Raw genomic sequence first — 15,504 nt, 5'->3', positions numbered from 1 at the left:
ACAGCTCCTTGTCCGAGACCTTCGAGGGCTCCTCGCCCGCGTGGAAGAAGCCGGCGTTGTCCACGGCGCGCTTGGTGGGGACCGGGAGGTCGTCGCGCACACGCACCAGGGCGCCAGCGAAGGCGCGGCACTGCCCCACGAGCCACGCTCGACTTTGCGGACACGAGCTAGCCGCACCGGTCGCGGGCCTGCCGCGGCCGTGGCGCCGGGGCGGGGGCGGCCCGTTCCGGCGTCGGGGCGTTCTCGGTTGTCCCGCCGCCCGTCGGGTGGATAAGATCACGATGTGACTGCCGGGTCGGCCGTAGGCCAACAACACCAGGAACGCCCGGCCTCTGAGTGAGGCGGGCGCGGGCGCGAGGCCCGCCCCTTGATGGCGTCCCCCTCCCTGTGAGAAGCGTGGACGCGACGTCCCGCCTGCGCCCCCATCTGCGCGCGCCGGCTGTGCTGCGCCACCGCGTTTCCTCACCCTGCTCCCTCCACCTCCACCACTTCGGGCGTGCGTCGCGCGACGAAGTGGCGCCCGTCATGGCCGGGCGCAGAGCGTCGTCAACGCAGAGCGCCACGAGCGCAGAAGCCACAGAAGCCACAGAAGCCACAGAAAGCAGAGAATGCCGAACGACTTCAACCAGCAGATCATCGAGGAGTTCCGGGCCAACGCGGGCAAGGTCGGCGGCCCGTTCGAAGGGAGCCGGCTGCTCTTGTTGACCACCACCGGGGCGCGCAGCGGCACCCGGCACACCACCCCCGTCGCCTACCTGCCCGACGGCGGCGAACGCGTGCTCGTCATCGCCTCGGCGGGCGGCGCGCCCCGGCACCCCGCCTGGTACCACAACCTCGTGGCCAACTCCCGGGTCACCGTGGAGGACGGCGTCTTCACCTACGAGGCCGAAGCGGTCGTCCTCGTCGACGAGGAGCGCGACCGGGCCTTCGCCCGCGCCGTCGAGACGTCCGACGGCTGGGCCGCGTACCAGGCCAAGACGGACCGGGTGATCCCCGTCGTCGCCCTGCACGCCATCGACACGGGGCCGCCGAACGTCAGCGGAGCCACGTCCTTCGGGACGATGCTGAAGCGCATCCACGGCGGGATGCGGCGCGAGATCGAACTGATCCGCGCCGAGGTCGCCTCCTTCGGACCGGGTCTCGGGTCGCAGCTGCGGGTGAACTGCCTGACCCTGTGCCAGGGCGTGCGCGCCCATCACACCGCCGAGGACCAGGGCATGTTCCCCCTGATCGCGGAGCGGTCCCCCGAGGCCGCCGGCGTCGTGGCGCTCCTGGACGAGGAGCACCAGAAGATCGCCGCGCTCCTCGACGAACTCCAGCGGGTCGTCACCGCGCAGGACGTCGAACGGGAGACGGTCCTGGCGGAGGTCGACCGGCTCGCCGCCGAGCTGAACGCCCATCTGGACCACGAGGAGGCCCAGTTGATCCCGCTGATCGACGGCTGACCGACACCGCACCGGTACCGGCGCGGTCCGCACGCCGCCACCCGGCGCGTACGGACCCGCCGGTACGCCGCTTTTCCGGCGGGCGTGAACCGATTCGGGGGGCGTCGGGGGCGTGCGGGTGTCGGCGGCGCCGACGGGCGAACCGGTGTTCCCTGCCGGAGTGCCCGAACGCCCGAGCGCGGCAGGAGGCCGCGGGAGACGGGCCGAAGCGGCGCCTGTTTCCGTGCAAACAGGCACCCGTTGCCCCGTGGCCGTCGGATGCGACGACCTGAGCTGTGCGTACGCCGCCGCTCGGCCGCGGCGCCGCGGTCACAGTCGGGCGTCACCCGGCCCCGAACGGGCCCGTTCCCCCCACACGGCCGGCGGTATAAAACTCTGGCGGGCCCATTCGGGCCCCAGATGTCCGAGCGGACGTGAAAGAAGGGGCAGTTGATACGTTCGGAAGAACGCCACCAGCGACTCCTCGCGGAAGCGCGCCGGCTGGGCCGGGTCGAGGTCACGGCCCTGGCGTCGGACTTCGGCGTCGCGCCGGAGACGATCCGCCGGGACCTGAGCGAACTGGAGCGCCGGGGGCTGGTGCGCCGCACCCACGGCGGCGCCTACCCCGTGGAGAGCGCCGGCTTCGAGACGACGCTCGCGCAGCGCGTGACGATGCACGCGGAGAACAAGCGGCGGATCGCCGCCGAGGCGGTCAGGCACCTCGGCGGGGCGGAGACGGTCTTCGTCGACGAGGGCTACACCCCGCAGCTGCTGGCCGCCCTGCTGCCCACGGACCGCCCGCTGACGGTGGTGACGGCTTCGCTGTCGACGGCAGCCGCGGTCGCGGAGTCGGCGAACGTCACCGTCCTGCTGCTCGGCGGCCGGGTGCGGGCCCGCACCCTGGCCACCGTGGGCTCCTGGGCCTGCGCGATGCTCGACGGCTTCGTGATCGACCTGGCGTACCTGGGGGCCAACGGCATCTCGCGGGAGTACGGACTCACCACGCCCGACTCGGTCGTCGCCGACGTGAAGGCCAAGGCCATCCAGGTGTCGCGGCGCCGGGTCTTCCTCGGCCACCACGGCAAGTTCGGCGCCAGCAGCTTCTGCCGGTTCGCCGAGGTCACCGACTTCGAGACCATCGTCACCGACACCGGTCTGCCGATCGCCGAGGCACACCGCTACTCCCTGCTCGGCCCGCAGGTCGTCCGGGTCTGAGGCCCCGCGCGACGACCACCGGGCCGCCCGGCTCCGGAGCCGATCGACGCGCCGCGAACACCCTCACCACGATCACTGGCATGCCCATGCCCATTCCCGCGGGAGGAACCCGCATGACACCGCAACCGCCCATGCTCCGCCGCCCCCTCAAGGCGAGCGGAGCCGCACTCCTCGGCCTCACCCTCCTGGCCGGCTGCGCCGGCGCAGGCGGCTCGGCCGACGCATCCCAAGGGCGCTCCCTGCGGGTGCTCATGGTGAACAACCCGCAGATGGTGGACTTGCAGAAGCTCACCGCGAAGCACTTCACCAAGGCCACCGGCATCGAGGTCCACTTCACCGCCCTGCCCGAGAACGACGTCCGCGACAAGATCAGCCAGGACTTCAGCTCCCAGGCCGGCCAGTACGACGTGGCGAGCATCAGCAACTACGAGACCCCGATCTACGCAGCGAACCGCTGGCTGGCGCCGCTCACCGACCACGTGCGCAAGGACATCGCCTTCGACCAGCAGGACGTGCTGCCCGCCGTCCGGCAGTCGCTGACCGTCGACGGCCAGAGCTACGCCCAGCCCTTCTACGGCGAGTCCAGCTTCCTGATGTACCGCAAGGACGTCTTCGCGGCCCGCAAGCTGACCATGCCGGAGCGTCCGACCTGGACCCAGGTCGCCGAGTTGGCCGCCGCCGCGGACGGCGCAGCACCCGGGATGAAGGGGATCTGCCTGCGCGGTCAGCCCGGCTGGGGACAGCTCATGGCGCCCCTGACGACCGTGGTGAACACCATGGGCGGCACCTGGTTCGACAAGGGTTGGAAGGCCCGCGTCGACAGCCCCGAATTCACCCGCGCGACCCGCTTCTACGTCGACCTCGTCCGCGCCCACGGCCAACCCGGCGCCGCCCAGGCCGGGTTCACCGAATGCCTCAACACCATGGAGCAGGGCAAGGCCGCCATGTGGTACGACGCCACCTCCGCCGCCGGATCGCTGGAGCGCGCGGGGTCCCCCGTCGCCGGGAAGATCGGCTACGCCCCCGCCCCGGTCGAGCGCACGAAGAGCTCCGGCTGGCTCTACACCTGGGCCTGGGGCGTGCAGAAGGCGAGCCGGAACCAGGGCGCGGCGTGGAAGTTCATCTCCTGGGCGTCGGGCAAGGAGTACGAGAACCTGGTCGGTGAGGAACTCGGCTGGTCCCGGGTGCCCGCCGGCAAGAGGGCCTCCACCTACGCCAACCCCCGCTACACCGCCGCCGCCAAGGCGTTCGCCGAACCCACCCGCACCGCACTGACTTCGGTCGACCCCCTCAACCCCGGGGTGCAGACCCGACCGGCCCCCGGCATCCAGTTCGTCGGCATCCCCGAGTTCACCGACCTCGGCACCGAGGTGTCCCGACAGATCAGCGCCGCCATCGCCGGGCGCGTGGACGTCGCGCAGGCGCTGCGGCGCAGCCAGTCCCTGGCCGCCGACGTCGCCGCCGAATACGCGAAGCGATGAGCGGCGCCCGTACGCCCCGCGACTCGGCCACGGCCGCCGAGGCACCGGCGCCGCGCCGCGGTCCGCGCACCGCCCCGCACCCGCCGGCAACGGCCCGACCTCAGCGCCCGGCAGGCCGGAAGCGGACGGGAGCGTGGGCGCGGCGCGCACCCCTGCTGCCCGCCCTGGTCTTCCTGATCGTGGTCACGCAACTGCCCTTCGTCGGCACGGTCGTGATCTCCTTCCTGCGCTGGAACGCCCTCGACCCCGACGACCGGGGCTTCGGCGGCCTGGAGAACTACCGCACCGCCCTCACCGACCCCGACCTGCGCGCCGCCATGCTGACCACGGTCCAGCTCACCGCGGGGGTGGTGCTCGTCAGCCTGCTGCTGGGCCTCGGCCTCGCCCTGCTGATGGACCGCCGCTTCCCCGGCCGCGGCATCGTCCGCACCCTGCTGATCACCCCGTTCCTCGTGGTCCCGATCGCCGCCGCGCTGCTGTGGAAGCACGCCCTCTACAACGCCTCGTACGGCCTGATCAACGGGGTGCTCACGGCGGTGTGGCGGCTCTTCGGCAGCGACGACCCGCCGCAGACCGACTGGCTGTCCACCGACCCGCTTGCGGCGGTCGCGCTCTCCCTGATCTGGCAGTGGACGCCGTTCATGATGCTGATCCTGCTCGCCGGGCTGCAAAGCCGCGCCCCCGACACCCTGGAGGCCGCCCGGGTCGACGGCGCGAGCCCCTGGCAGGTCTTCGTCCACCTGACCCTGCCGCACCTGCGCCGCTACCTGGAACTCGCCCTGCTGCTCGGCAGCATCCACGTCGTCCAGAACTTCGACGCCGTCTTCACCCTCACCTCCGGCGGCCTGGGCTCCGCCAACCTCCCCTACAGCATCTACGACACCTTCTACCAGGCCCACGACTACGGGCTGGCCTCCGCGCAGGGCGTCATCGTCCTCGTCTGCTCCCTGCTCATCGCCACCCTGGCGCTGCGCACCGTCTCGTCCCTGCTGCGTGCGGAGTCCTCATGACGACGACACCCCCGACCAGGGAGGCCGGGCGCTCCTCCGCGCTGCGGCGCGGCTCCCTCGCCCTGACCCCGGCGGCCTGGCTGTGCGGACTGCTCTTCTTCCTCCCCTTCGGCTGGATGGTCCTCACCTCCTTCCACCACGAGACGGACGCCGCCGCCAACCCGCCGCGCCTCGGTGCGGAGCTGACCTTGCAGGGCTACCGGGAGTTCTTCGGTGCGGGCTCCGGCGTCAGCCCCTGGCCCCCGCTGCTCAACTCCCTGAGCGCGAGCCTCGGCTCGACCCTGCTCGTGCTGCTGCTCGCGGTACCGGCCGCGTACGCCCTGGCCGTCAAACCGGTCCGCAAGCGGAGCGACGTGCTGTTCTTCTTCCTCTCCACGAAGATGCTGCCGCCCGTCGCCGCCCTGCTGCCGCTGTACCTCATCGCCAAGGACACCGGGCTGCTCGACAACGTCTGGCTGCTGATGGTCCTGTACACGGCCATGAACCTGCCGGTCGCGGTGTGGATGATGCGGTCCTTCCTCGCCGAGGTCCCCCGGGAGATGTGGGAGGCCGCGGCCGTCGACGGAGCGGGGCTGCCGACCGTGCTGATGCGGATCGTCGCCCCGATCGCCGCCCCCGGCATCGCCGCCACCGCACTGATCTCCTTCATCTTCAGCTGGAACGAACTGCTCTTCGCCCGGGTGCTCACCGGGGTCGTCGCCGGCACCGCACCGGTCCACCTCACCGGCTTCGTCACCAGCCAGGGCCTGTTCCTGGCGAAGGTCTCCGCCGCCGCCGTCTGCATCTCACTGCCCGTCCTCATCGCCGGATTCGCCGCCCAGGACCGACTCGTCCAGGGCCTGTCACTCGGAGCCGTCAAGTGAAAGCCGCCGTCATCAGCTCCCCAGGAACCGTCACCATCGAATCCCTCGACGACCCCGCGCCCGGCCCCAAGGACGTGGTGGTCGACGTCGCCGCGTGCGGCCTGTGCGGCACCGACCTGCACATCCTCCAAGGGGAGTTCGCGCCCTCCCTGCCCATCGTCCCCGGCCACGAGTTCGCCGGCGAGGTCGTCGCCGTCGGCGCCGAGGTGTACGGCATCGTCACCGGGGACCGGGTCGCCGTCGACCCGTCCCTGCACTGCCGGGAGTGCCGCTACTGCCGCGCAGGCCGCGGCAACCTCTGCGAGCGGTACGCGGCCATCGGGGTCACCGCGCCCGGCGCCGCCGCCGAGTTCGCGCTGGCGCCCGCCGCCAACTGCGTGAAGCTGCCCGACCACGTGCCGCTGGCGGACGCGGCGCTGGTCGAACCGCTGTCCTGCGCCGTGCGCGGCTACGACGTGCTGCGCAGCAACCTGGGCGCCGCCGTCCTGATCTACGGATCGGGAACGATGGGCCTGATCCTGCTGGAGCTGGCCAAACGCACCGGGGCCGTCGCCGTCGACGTGGTGGACAACAACCCCGAACGGCTGGTCGCGGCCCGTACGCTCGGATGCAGCGGGGCGGCGGTCAGCGCCGATGAACTCGACCAGGGGCGCGGCTGGGACGTCGTCATCGACGCCACCGGCAACGAAGGCGCCATCCAAGACGCCATCGGGAGGGTGGCCCGCGGTGGCACCTACCTCCAGTTCGGCGTCGCCGACTACGCCGCCCGCGCCGTCATCGAGCCGTACCGGATCTACCACGAGGAGATCACCATCACCGGCTCGATGGCCGTGCTGCACAGCTACGAGCGGGCGGCCGAACTCTTCGCGACGGGCGTGCTCGACCCGGCGGTGCTCATCAGCGACCGGCTGCCGCTGTCCGGCTACGCCGCGGCCCTCGACCAGTTCCGGGCGGGCCGTGGCCGCAAGATCCTGGTGGTGCCGTGACCCGCCGGGCCGTCGGCTTCGACGCGTGGATCGTGGGGGAGGCGCTCACCGACGTCCTGCTCGCACCGGACGGCAAGCGCACCGAACGCCCCGGCGGCAGCCCCGCGAACGTTGCCCTCGGCCTCGCCCGCCTCGGCCACCGCGTGGAGCTCGGCACCAGGATCGGCGACGACCGCCGCGGCCGGCTGCTGCTGTCCCGACTGCACGCCAGCGGGGTCACGCTCTCCGCCGGATCGGTCACGGACGAGCCCACCCCGACGGCGACCGCCGCGCTCGACGCGGACGGCGCCGCCACGTACGCCTTCGACTTCACCTGGGCCCCGCGGGCCTGGGACGCGCCGCCCGGCCACCCCCATCTGCACACCGGCTCCCTCGCCACGGCGCTCGCGCCCGGGGCCGACGTCGTGCGGGCCGCCGTCGCCCGGGCCAGACCCCTGACCACGGTGTCGTACGACCCCAACCCCCGCCCCGCGCTGCTCGGGCCCGCGGACCGCGAACGCCCGCGCGTGGAGCAGTGCGTGGCGCTGAGCGACGTGGTGAAGGCGGGCCGGGAGGACCTTGAGTGGCTGGTGCCGGAGCAGCCGGCGCAGGACACCGCGCGGCGCTGGGCCGGCATCGGCCCGGCCCTGGTGGTCCTCACCTGCGGCGCTGACGGCGCCCTCGCGTGGTGGCGGGGGCGCAGCTACGCCGTCCCGGCGCCGCCGACCGACGTCAAGGACACCGTGGGCGCCGGTGACGCGTTCATGACCGGGCTGCTCAGCGGGCTGCTGCGGGCCGGGTTGCTCGGCTCGCCCGCGGCCCGCCGGCGCCTGTACGCCGGAGGCGACGACCGGGCCGTGACGGATGCGCTCGCCCTCGCGGCGCGGGCGGCGGCCGTCACCGTGGCACGGGCGGGCGCCGACCCGCCGACCCGCCCCGAGCTGGGCCCCCCGCCCGCGGGGATCCGGCGCGCCTAGGTCGTGCCCGCAGGGCCACGGCGGCTACGTCCCGAAGCTCAGGGACGCGCCCGCGTGCGGGCCCACCGGCGGGGGGCTCAGACGGGCGAAGCCCTCTTGGCGTTGGTAGGGGAAGTACGGGTAAGGGGCCGTACGGTGGCTCGCCGCGTCGAGCCGCGCCACCTGGTCGGCGCTGAGCGACCAGCCCACGGAGCCCAGGTTCTGCCGCAACTGCTCCTCGGTGCGTGCGCCGATGATCACGGACGACACGGTCGGCCGCTGGAGCAGCCAGGCGATGGCGACCTGCGGGATCGCCTTCCCGGTCTCCCGCGCGACCTCGTCCAGCGCGTCGACGACGTCGTAGAGGTACGCGTCCTCGACCGGCGGCCCGAAGTCGGCCGTGCTGTGCAGCCGGCTGCCCTCGGGCAGCGGCCGGCCGCGGCGGATCGCCCCGGTCAGCCGCCCCCAGCCCAGCGGGCTCCACACCAGCGCACCGAGCCCCTGGTCCAGCCCGAGCGGCATCAGCTCCCACTCGTAGTCGCGGCCGATGAGCGAGTAGTACACCTGGTGCGCCACGTAGCGCGTACGGCCGTGCCGCTCCGCGAGGGCCAGGGACTTCATCGCCTGCCAGCCGGAGAAGTTGGAGATCCCGAGGTAGCGGACCTTCCCCGCCCGGACGAGGTCGTCGAGGGCCGACAGCACCTCGTCGACGGGGGTGCCGGCGTCGAAGGCGTGCAGTTGGAAGAGGTCGATGTGGTCCGTGCCGAGCCGTCGCAGGGCGTCGTCGACCGCGGTGATCAGCCGGGTGCGCGAGGTGCCCGCGTCGCCCGGTCCTTCGCCCATCGGCAGCCCGGCCTTGGTGGAGACGATCACCTGGTCGCGGCGGCCCCGGATCGCCTCGCCCAACACCTCTTCGGATGCGCCCTGCGAGTAGACGTCGGCGGTGTCGAACATCGTGACCCCGGCGTCGATGCAGATGTCGACGAGCCGGCGGGCCTCGCGGGCATCGGTGTTCCCCCAGCCGCCGAAGAGCGGTCCGCGCCCGCCGAACGTCCCGGCGCCGAAGCTCAGCACGGGGACCTTGAGCCCGGACGTGCCCAGTCGCCTGTGTTCCATGTCTGCTCCTCACGTGCCCACGACAGCCTGTTAACGGGCCTGCGGTTCCGTTAGTATGGCGTCAGCGTAGCGGAGAAACTAACGGAACGGGAGTCCCGTTATGGGTTCGGTTGATGCGGAACCGGGGAGCGTTCGCCCCGGTGGGCGAACGGCGCGCGTACGGACGGCCGTGCTCAGGGCGGCCGGTGACGCCCTGGCGGAGCGCGGCTTCGTCCATCTCGACCTCGCGGACGTGGCGCGCCGGGCGGAGGTGGGTAAGACGACGGTCTATCGCCGCTGGGGCACGGTCACCGGCCTGGTCGCCGACCTGCTGCAGGACATGGCCGAGCAGTCGCTGCCCCGCACCGAGACCGGCTCGCTCGTCGACGATCTGACGGCCCACGCCCGGCTGGTGCAGCGGACGCTGACCGACCCGCGGCAAGGGGCGCTGTTCCGGGCCGTCATCGCCGCCGCCACCTGTGACGCGAAGACCGCCGACGCGCTGCACCGCTTCTACGCGACGCGCATCGCGGAGTGGGCTCCCTGCGTGCAACAAGCGGTGGACCGGGGAGAGTTGCCCAAGGACACCGATCCTGACGAGGTGATCCGCGCCGTGTCCGCCCCGCTCTACTACCGGCTGCTGGCCAGCGGGGACCGCCTCGACGAAGCCGCGGCGGACCGGGCCGCGCGCGCCGCAGCCGCGGCTGCGCGCGCCGGTGCGTACCCCAGGACCGACGGGCCCGGCGCGGACTGAGCACGAGCACCACCCTTCCAGCGCGCCGTCCGTCATCACCAAGTGATCGTCACGCGCCGGCGGTGCCCGACGGTTCCCCCGTGATCTCGGTGATCCACGGGCCGTCCCGTCGCCCGAAGTGGCAAATGCCTGGAAGCGCGCCCCCGCCCCGTGCTTGCATGGCGTCATGGTGTCCGCTGACCGTCTGCTCGCCTTCGCCGTCATGTCCTTCCTGCTGATCGTGGTCCCGGGCCCGAGCGTGCTGTTCGTCATCGGCCGGGCGCTGGCGCAGGGCCGCCGCGCCGCGCTGACCTCCGTGGTCGGGAACACCGTGGGGGCCTACGCGCTGATCGTCGCCGTCGCGATGGGCGTCGGGTCCCTCGTGGAGCGCTCGGTCCTCCTGTTCACCCTGCTGAAGCTGGCCGGCGCCGGCTACCTGGTGTACCTCGGCGTCAAGGCGTGGCAGGGGCGCGGCCAGTTGGCCGCCGCCGCCGAAGGAAGCACCGGTGCGAGCGGCGAGGGCGAAGCCGCGCACGAGGGCCGGCGCACCTTCTGGGAGGGGTTCCTCGTCGGGGTGTCGAACCCCAAGACGATCGTGTTCTTCGCCGCCGTGCTTCCGCAGTTCGTCGACCGCGGCCAGGGGAACGTCGTCCTCCAAATGCTGCTGCTCGGCCTGGTGTTCAACGCGATCGCGCTCGTCTCGGACACCGTGTGGGGGCTCGGCGCCGCCACGGCGCGCACCTGGTTCGCCCGCTCGCCCAAGCGGCTCTCCCTCGTCGGCGGCGTCGGCGGACTGACCATGATCGGCCTCGGCGTCACCGTGGCCGCGACCGGCCGCAAGGACTGACCCGACGCACGCGCTTCAGGACCGGCGCCCGTCTCATTCCCGGGCGAGGGCGTCCAGGGCCGTGCGCACCGGCCGTACACCGTCCTCCCCGGCCAGTCGTACGGCGAGCGCCCGGGCCCGCTCGCCGTACCCCCGGTCCGTCGTCACCTCGCGCAGCGCCGCCGTGAGGGCCACGTCGCCGCGCGAGCCCGCCGTCATCACTGCGATGCGCACGTGCGCAGTATGGCGCCTCACACGTCCCGGCGCCCCACCACCCACACGGCGACGGCCACGGCGACCACGGCCCACGCCCCGTACACGATCCACGCCTCCGCGACCGTCAACGGATACTTGCCCAGGCCGTGCGTCCGCTCCGGGTTCACCACCAGCCGCCGCCAGGCGCTGAGCGGCATGGCGTTGCCGATCTCCTTGACCCAGCGGTGGCGTTCGCCCTGGAAGAGCGCCGGCAGGAGCACCAGCACGGCGACGACCGCGCCGACGGAAGCCGCCGGGTGTCGCACGACGGCCCCCACCGCCATGCCCACCAGCGCGCACACCGGCGCCAGCAGGGCGCCCGCCGCAACGGCGCGCAGCGCACCCGGATCGCCCGGTGACAGACCGCCGTGGTCCCGCAGCACCCCTTGCGTGATCCCGAAGGAGGCGCCGGAGACGACGGCGCCGAAGACCAGCATCACCGCCGACACCACGACCACCTTGGCCGCAACCAGGGCCCGCCGGTCGGGCACGGCGGCGAAGGTCGTACGGATCAGACCGCTGGCGTACTCGCCGAAGACCACCGCCCCGCCGACCGCCGCCGTGAGGACGATCAGCAACTGCCAGGCGGGTTCGACGAACGCGGTGTGCAGCGGGTCGAACACCATCTCGGGGAGGACCGAGGACCCCGATGGCGGCGGTGGCTGCCGCGCCAGCCGGTCCGCGTTGGAGACGGCCGCGTTGACATTGATGCCGAGCACGGTGAGCGCGCCGACCCCGAGCACCCAGGCGGTGGAGCGCAACGACCAGAGCTTGCTCCACTCGGCGGCGACGAGCTGGCGCAGCCGCACGGACTCCGGGTCCACGACGAGGGTCATCGGGCGGCTCCTGCGGCGTGTTCGACGCTGTCTGCGGTGAGGGCCATGAACGCCTCCTCCAAGGAGGCCGGGCGCGGGGCGAGTTCGTACAGCCGCACCCCGTGCGCGAAGGCGAGTTCGCCGATGCGCTCCGCGGCGAGCCCCGTCACCGTGGACGATCCGTCGTCCTCCGCCCGGACCGTCGCGCCCTCGCGCACCATCAGCTCGGTCAGGGCGGCGGCGTCCGGCGTGCGCACGCCCACCCGCAGCGGTGTGCTGCGGGCCGCGAAGTCCCTCAGCCCCTCGGCCGCGATCAGTCGCCCGCGACCGATGACGACCAGCTCTTCCGCGGTCTGCTCCATCTCCCGCATCAGATGGCTGGAGACGAGCACGGTGCGGCCCTCGTCCGCCAACTGCCGAAACAGCCCGCGCACCCAGAGCACGCCCTCGGGGTCGAGGCCGTTGAGCGGTTCGTCGAAGAGGAGGACGGGCGGATCGCCGAGCAGCGCCGCGGCGATGCCGAGCCGCTGCTTCATCCCCAACGAGAAGCCGCCGATCCTCCGACCGGCCGCGCCCGCGAGCCCCACCTGCGCGAGCACCGCGGCGACCCGCTCGCGCGGCAGGCCGTTGCCGAGTGCCAGCGCCGTGAGATGGGCCCGGGCGCTCCGGCCGCCGTGCACGTCGTGGGCGTCCAGGAGGGCGCCGACGTGCCGCAGGCCGCGGGGCCGGCTGCGAAACGGCCGCCCGTCGACGGTGACGGCGCCGCCCGTGGGCTCGTTCAGCCCGAGGACCATCCGCAGCGTTGTCGTCTTCCCCGCGCCGTTGGGGCCCAGGAACCCGGTGACCACACCCGGGCGCACGGTGAAGGACAGTCGGTCGACGGCGGTGACCCGCCCGTAGTTCTTGGTGAGTTCGGTTGCTTCGATCACCAGACCCACGTTGCCGGCGCTCCCCCCGCCCGGGCATCGGACCGTCGGCGGCAATCGAAGACCCGCCCCAGCCCCGGGGCGTACGCCCACGGGCCCATGCCGAAGCCCCGGCCGGCTGCCTATGATGCGGCGCATGAAAGCCCCGCCGGACGCTCCGCGGTCGCCCGTCGTCGAGACCCTGGCCTGGTGCTCGGGGCTCGCGTACGTCGCCCTGCTGTACGTCGTCGCCCTCAACGAGGGCCCCCAGTTGACCGGCATGCGCCTGCTGCCGGCCGCCCTCCTCGCCGTCCTCCTGCTGCCCCTGGTGCTGCGCCGGCCGGCGGGCGCGCTCGCGCTGCTGCTCGTCGCCTCCTTCGCGGCGACCGTGCTCACGGACTCGGTCATGGCCGCGGACCAGCACGTCTTGGGTATCGCGCCACCTGCGCAGACGCAGGCATGGCAGATCGCCTTCCTCCAGGCGGTCCTCAGCGACGTCACTGTGGGACGGATCGCCGCCGTCCGCCCGCGCCTGGTCGCGACCCTCGCCGCACTCGCGGCGCTCGGCACCCAGATCGCCGGCGCCAGCTACTACCGGGACGGCTCCTCGTCCTTCCTCGCCACCTCCGCCTTCCTCGCCCTGATGACCGTCACCGCCTGGACGGTCGGCCGCTCGGTGCGCGAACGCCGCCGGCACGCGGCCGACCTGCGGCGGCGCACCGCCGAACAGGCCGTGGTCGCCGAACGGCTGAGGATCGCCCGGGAACTGCACGACATGGTGGCGCACAGCATCGGCGTCATCGCCATCCAGGCCGGCGCGGGCCGGCGCGTCATCGACACCCAACCGGCGGAGGCCCGCAACGCGCTGGCCGCCATCGAGGACACCAGCCGCGACACCCTGGCCGGCCTGCGCCGGATGCTCGGCGCGCTGCGACAGGCGGACCCGAACCCGGGCGCACCGCACGGACCGGCACCGACCCTCGGCGACGTCGAAGCGCTGGTGCGGCGCAGCCGGGACGCGGGCCTGCGGGTGGACGTCGTCTGGCGCGGCGAACGACGGGCGCTGCCGGCGGAGCTCGAACTCTCCGGATACCGCATCATCCAGGAGGCGATCACCAACGTGGCCCGTCACTCGACGGCCGACGCCTGCCGGGTGACCGTCGACTGCTCACCGGACGACCTGTCCATCGAGATCACCGACGAGGGCCGCGGCGGGTCCGGGCTGCCCGGCGCGGCCGGCTACGGGCTGACGGGCATGCGGGAGCGGGCGGCGCTGCTGCACGGCGAGTTCACGGCCGGACCGCGTCCCGAAGGCGGCTTCCGCGTGGCGGTGCGCCTCCCGCTGCCGGTGGCGGTCGCATGATCCGCGTCCTGCTCACCGACGACCAGCCACTGGTCAGGCACGGGCTGCGGGTGCTGATCGCCGACCGCCCCGGTCTTGAGGTGGTGGGCGAAGCGGCGAACGGCGAGGAGGCCGTACGGCTCGCGGCCCGAGCGGCGCCGGACGTGGTCGTGATGGACATCCGGATGCCCGGGATGGACGGCATCGAGGCCACCCGGCGGATCACCGCCGCCACCGCACCCCCCAAGGTGCTGATCCTCACCACGTTCGACGACGACGAGTACGTCTACGGGGCGCTCCGCGCCGGCGCGAGCGGCTTCCTCGTCAAGGACATGGACATGGACCAGATCCTCGCCGCCGTCGAAGTGGTCGCCGCCGGCGACGGACTGCTCGCGCCGAAGGTGACCGGCCGGCTGATCGCGGAGTTCGCGGCCCGCCCCCGCGCCGCCGCGCCGCGCCCCGCGCCGGTGGCGGGCATCACCGCACGCGAGGAGGAGGTGCTCACCCTCGTCGGCAGCGGCCTGTCCAACGGGGAGATCGCCGCCCGGCTGCACATCAGCCCGGCCACCGCGAAGGCCCACGTCAGCCGGCTCCTGACGAAGCTGGACGCCCGGGACCGGGTGCAACTGGTCATCATCGCCTACGAGTCGGGGCTGGTCGCACCGGCGCGGGGAGCCGACTGAGCCGCGCGGACGGACGGATCAGACCCCCTGCGGCAGCGCCGAGGCGTAGCGCTCCAGCTTCGCCGGACTGATGATCCACATGATGTGCTCGATGCCCCGCTGCGACGCGTCGACGCACAGCAGGGCCACGGCCCGACCGCCGTTGGACACCAAGACCGCGGGCAGTCCGTTGGCCTCCACCCAGCGGACGTCAGCCCCGGGCCAAAAGCGCGGGGCGAACGCCGTGAGGTACCGGGACACCCGCGAGCGCCCGACGACCGGGACCTTCGACGCGCCGCGCGCGCCGCCGCCGTCGGAGTGGCTGACCACGTCCTCGGCGAGGACCTCTTCGAGCACCGACAGGTCCCCGGTCCGCGCGGCGGCGAGGAACACCTCCAACAGCCGGCGGTGCGCGGCCAGGCTCACCGACTCCGCGCGCGGCGCCGACAGGTGCCGGCGGGCCCGGCTCACCAACTGCCGCGCGTTGGCCTCGCTCGTCGAAAGGATCGGCGCGATCCGCCCGTACGGGTAGTCGAACGCCTCCCGCAGCACGTACGCGGCCCGCTCCACCGGATTCAGCCGCTCCAGGAGGTGCAGCACCGCCAGGGTCAGCGCCTCCGCCCGCTCCGCGCCCAACTGCGGATCGGCGCTGGTGTCGACGGGCTCGGGCAGCCACGGACCGACGTACGACTCGCGCCGCACCCGGGCGGACTGGGCCACGTTGATCGCCAGCCGCGTGGTGACCGTGGTGAGGAACGCGGCGGGCTCGCGGACGGCTGCGCGGTCCGTCCCCTGCCACCGCAACCACGCCTCCTGGACGACGTCCTCGGCCTCCACGGCGCTGCCGAGCATCCGGTACGCGATGCCGAAGAGCCGGGGCCGCACGGCGACGAACTCCTGCGCCGCCCGGTCCAGGGAGTGCGCTTCCTCGCCGGCTCGCATCGTCGTCCTTCGGTC

The 15,504-nt window shown here is 73.1% G+C and carries 16 protein-coding genes and 1 pseudogene; 11 read left to right on the top strand and 6 right to left on the bottom strand.

The features are described from left to right. Positions 1–106, bottom strand: a pseudogene (locus tag ABZ842_RS36375) (toxic cation resistance protein); the annotation flags it as partial. A gap of 502 nt (positions 107–608) precedes the next feature. Between ABZ842_RS36375 and ABZ842_RS36370 the strand changes: the two are divergent. From ABZ842_RS36370 to ABZ842_RS36340, 7 genes are all read left to right on the top strand, one after another. Continuing rightward, the gene (locus ABZ842_RS36370) at positions 609–1,445 is read left to right on the top strand and encodes a nitroreductase/quinone reductase family protein (protein WP_361547235.1); all 837 of its coding nucleotides are present in this window, start codon (positions 609–611) and stop codon (positions 1,443–1,445) included. 432 nt (positions 1,446–1,877) lie between these two features. Beyond that, the gene (locus ABZ842_RS36365) at positions 1,878–2,639 is read left to right on the top strand and encodes a DeoR/GlpR family DNA-binding transcription regulator (RefSeq protein ID WP_361547245.1); all 762 of its coding nucleotides are present in this window, start codon (positions 1,878–1,880) and stop codon (positions 2,637–2,639) included. 131 nt (positions 2,640–2,770) lie between these two features. Beyond that, positions 2,771–4,120 carry a sugar ABC transporter substrate-binding protein gene (locus tag ABZ842_RS36360; RefSeq protein WP_361547242.1) on the top strand — a complete coding sequence of 450 codons (1,350 nt, stop codon included), beginning with the start codon at positions 2,771–2,773 and terminating at the stop codon, positions 4,118–4,120. Further along, positions 4,117–5,130, top strand: a complete 1,014-nt coding sequence (locus ABZ842_RS36355; protein WP_361547232.1) for a sugar ABC transporter permease — start codon at positions 4,117–4,119, stop codon at positions 5,128–5,130. Before ABZ842_RS36360 ends, ABZ842_RS36355 begins: the two co-directional genes overlap by 4 nt. Then, on the top strand, positions 5,127–5,993 hold the full coding sequence (locus ABZ842_RS36350; RefSeq protein WP_361547229.1) for a carbohydrate ABC transporter permease: 867 nt from the start codon (positions 5,127–5,129) through the stop codon (positions 5,991–5,993). The genes ABZ842_RS36355 and ABZ842_RS36350 overlap by 4 nt, the downstream gene beginning before the upstream one ends. Continuing rightward, positions 5,990–6,979, top strand: coding sequence for a zinc-dependent alcohol dehydrogenase family protein (locus ABZ842_RS36345; RefSeq protein ID WP_361547226.1), 990 nt, complete (start codon positions 5,990–5,992; stop codon positions 6,977–6,979). The genes ABZ842_RS36350 and ABZ842_RS36345 overlap by 4 nt, the downstream gene beginning before the upstream one ends. Continuing rightward, complete coding sequence (locus ABZ842_RS36340) at positions 6,976–7,935, top strand: PfkB family carbohydrate kinase (protein WP_361547223.1); 960 nt, start codon at positions 6,976–6,978, stop codon at positions 7,933–7,935. The genes ABZ842_RS36345 and ABZ842_RS36340 overlap by 4 nt, the downstream gene beginning before the upstream one ends. Positions 7,936–7,959: 24 nt before the next feature. Here the strand turns inward: ABZ842_RS36340 and ABZ842_RS36335 are convergent, their stop codons facing one another. Continuing rightward, positions 7,960–9,030, bottom strand: a complete 1,071-nt coding sequence (locus tag ABZ842_RS36335; protein WP_361547220.1) for an aldo/keto reductase — start codon at positions 9,028–9,030, stop codon at positions 7,960–7,962. A 100-nt stretch (positions 9,031–9,130) separates the two neighbouring features. Here ABZ842_RS36335 and ABZ842_RS36330 point away from each other — a divergent pair, with 100 nt between their 5' ends. Further along, entirely contained in the window at positions 9,131–9,763 is a 633-nt protein-coding gene (locus ABZ842_RS36330) for a TetR/AcrR family transcriptional regulator C-terminal ligand-binding domain-containing protein (RefSeq protein WP_361547217.1), read from the top strand. Between the two features lie 166 nt (positions 9,764–9,929). Continuing rightward, on the top strand, positions 9,930–10,589 hold the full coding sequence (locus ABZ842_RS36325; RefSeq protein WP_361547214.1) for a LysE family translocator: 660 nt from the start codon (positions 9,930–9,932) through the stop codon (positions 10,587–10,589). Positions 10,590–10,622: 33 nt separating this feature from the next. On the opposite strand, the gene ABZ842_RS36320 is transcribed toward ABZ842_RS36325, so the two are convergent. Genes ABZ842_RS36320 through ABZ842_RS36310 form a run of 3 tightly spaced genes read right to left on the bottom strand, consistent with a single transcriptional unit; the run spans position 10,623 to position 12,567 of the window. Beyond that, entirely contained in the window at positions 10,623–10,802 is a 180-nt protein-coding gene (locus ABZ842_RS36320; RefSeq protein ID WP_361547211.1) for a hypothetical protein, read from the bottom strand. Positions 10,803–10,819: 17 nt separating this feature from the next. Further along, entirely contained in the window at positions 10,820–11,659 is an 840-nt protein-coding gene (locus ABZ842_RS36315; protein ID WP_361547208.1) for an ABC transporter permease, read from the bottom strand. Further along, a complete protein-coding gene (locus ABZ842_RS36310) occupies positions 11,656–12,567 on the bottom strand; it encodes an ATP-binding cassette domain-containing protein (RefSeq protein WP_361547206.1) in 912 nt (303 codons plus the stop codon). The genes ABZ842_RS36315 and ABZ842_RS36310 overlap by 4 nt, the downstream gene beginning before the upstream one ends. Before the next feature lie 133 nt (positions 12,568–12,700). Between ABZ842_RS36310 and ABZ842_RS36305 the strand changes: the two genes are divergently transcribed. Continuing rightward, entirely contained in the window at positions 12,701–13,906 is a 1,206-nt protein-coding gene (locus ABZ842_RS36305; protein WP_361547203.1) for a sensor histidine kinase, read from the top strand. Further along, on the top strand, positions 13,903–14,568 hold the full coding sequence (locus ABZ842_RS36300) for a response regulator transcription factor (protein WP_361547200.1): 666 nt from the start codon (positions 13,903–13,905) through the stop codon (positions 14,566–14,568). The genes ABZ842_RS36305 and ABZ842_RS36300 overlap by 4 nt, the downstream gene beginning before the upstream one ends. 18 nt (positions 14,569–14,586) lie before the next feature. Here ABZ842_RS36300 and ABZ842_RS36295 read toward each other — a convergent pair whose 3' ends face one another. Further along, complete coding sequence (locus tag ABZ842_RS36295; RefSeq protein WP_361547197.1) at positions 14,587–15,489, bottom strand: RNA polymerase sigma-70 factor; 903 nt, start codon at positions 15,487–15,489, stop codon at positions 14,587–14,589. Positions 15,490–15,504 lie beyond the last annotated feature (15 nt).

It is taken from the genome of Streptomyces sp. NPDC047315 (assembly GCF_040643215.1).
Lineage (GTDB): Bacteria > Actinomycetota > Actinomycetes > Streptomycetales > Streptomycetaceae > Streptomyces.
The sequence above is the reverse complement of the archived record's forward strand: the minus strand, read 5'-3'. Positions and strand labels throughout refer to the sequence as shown.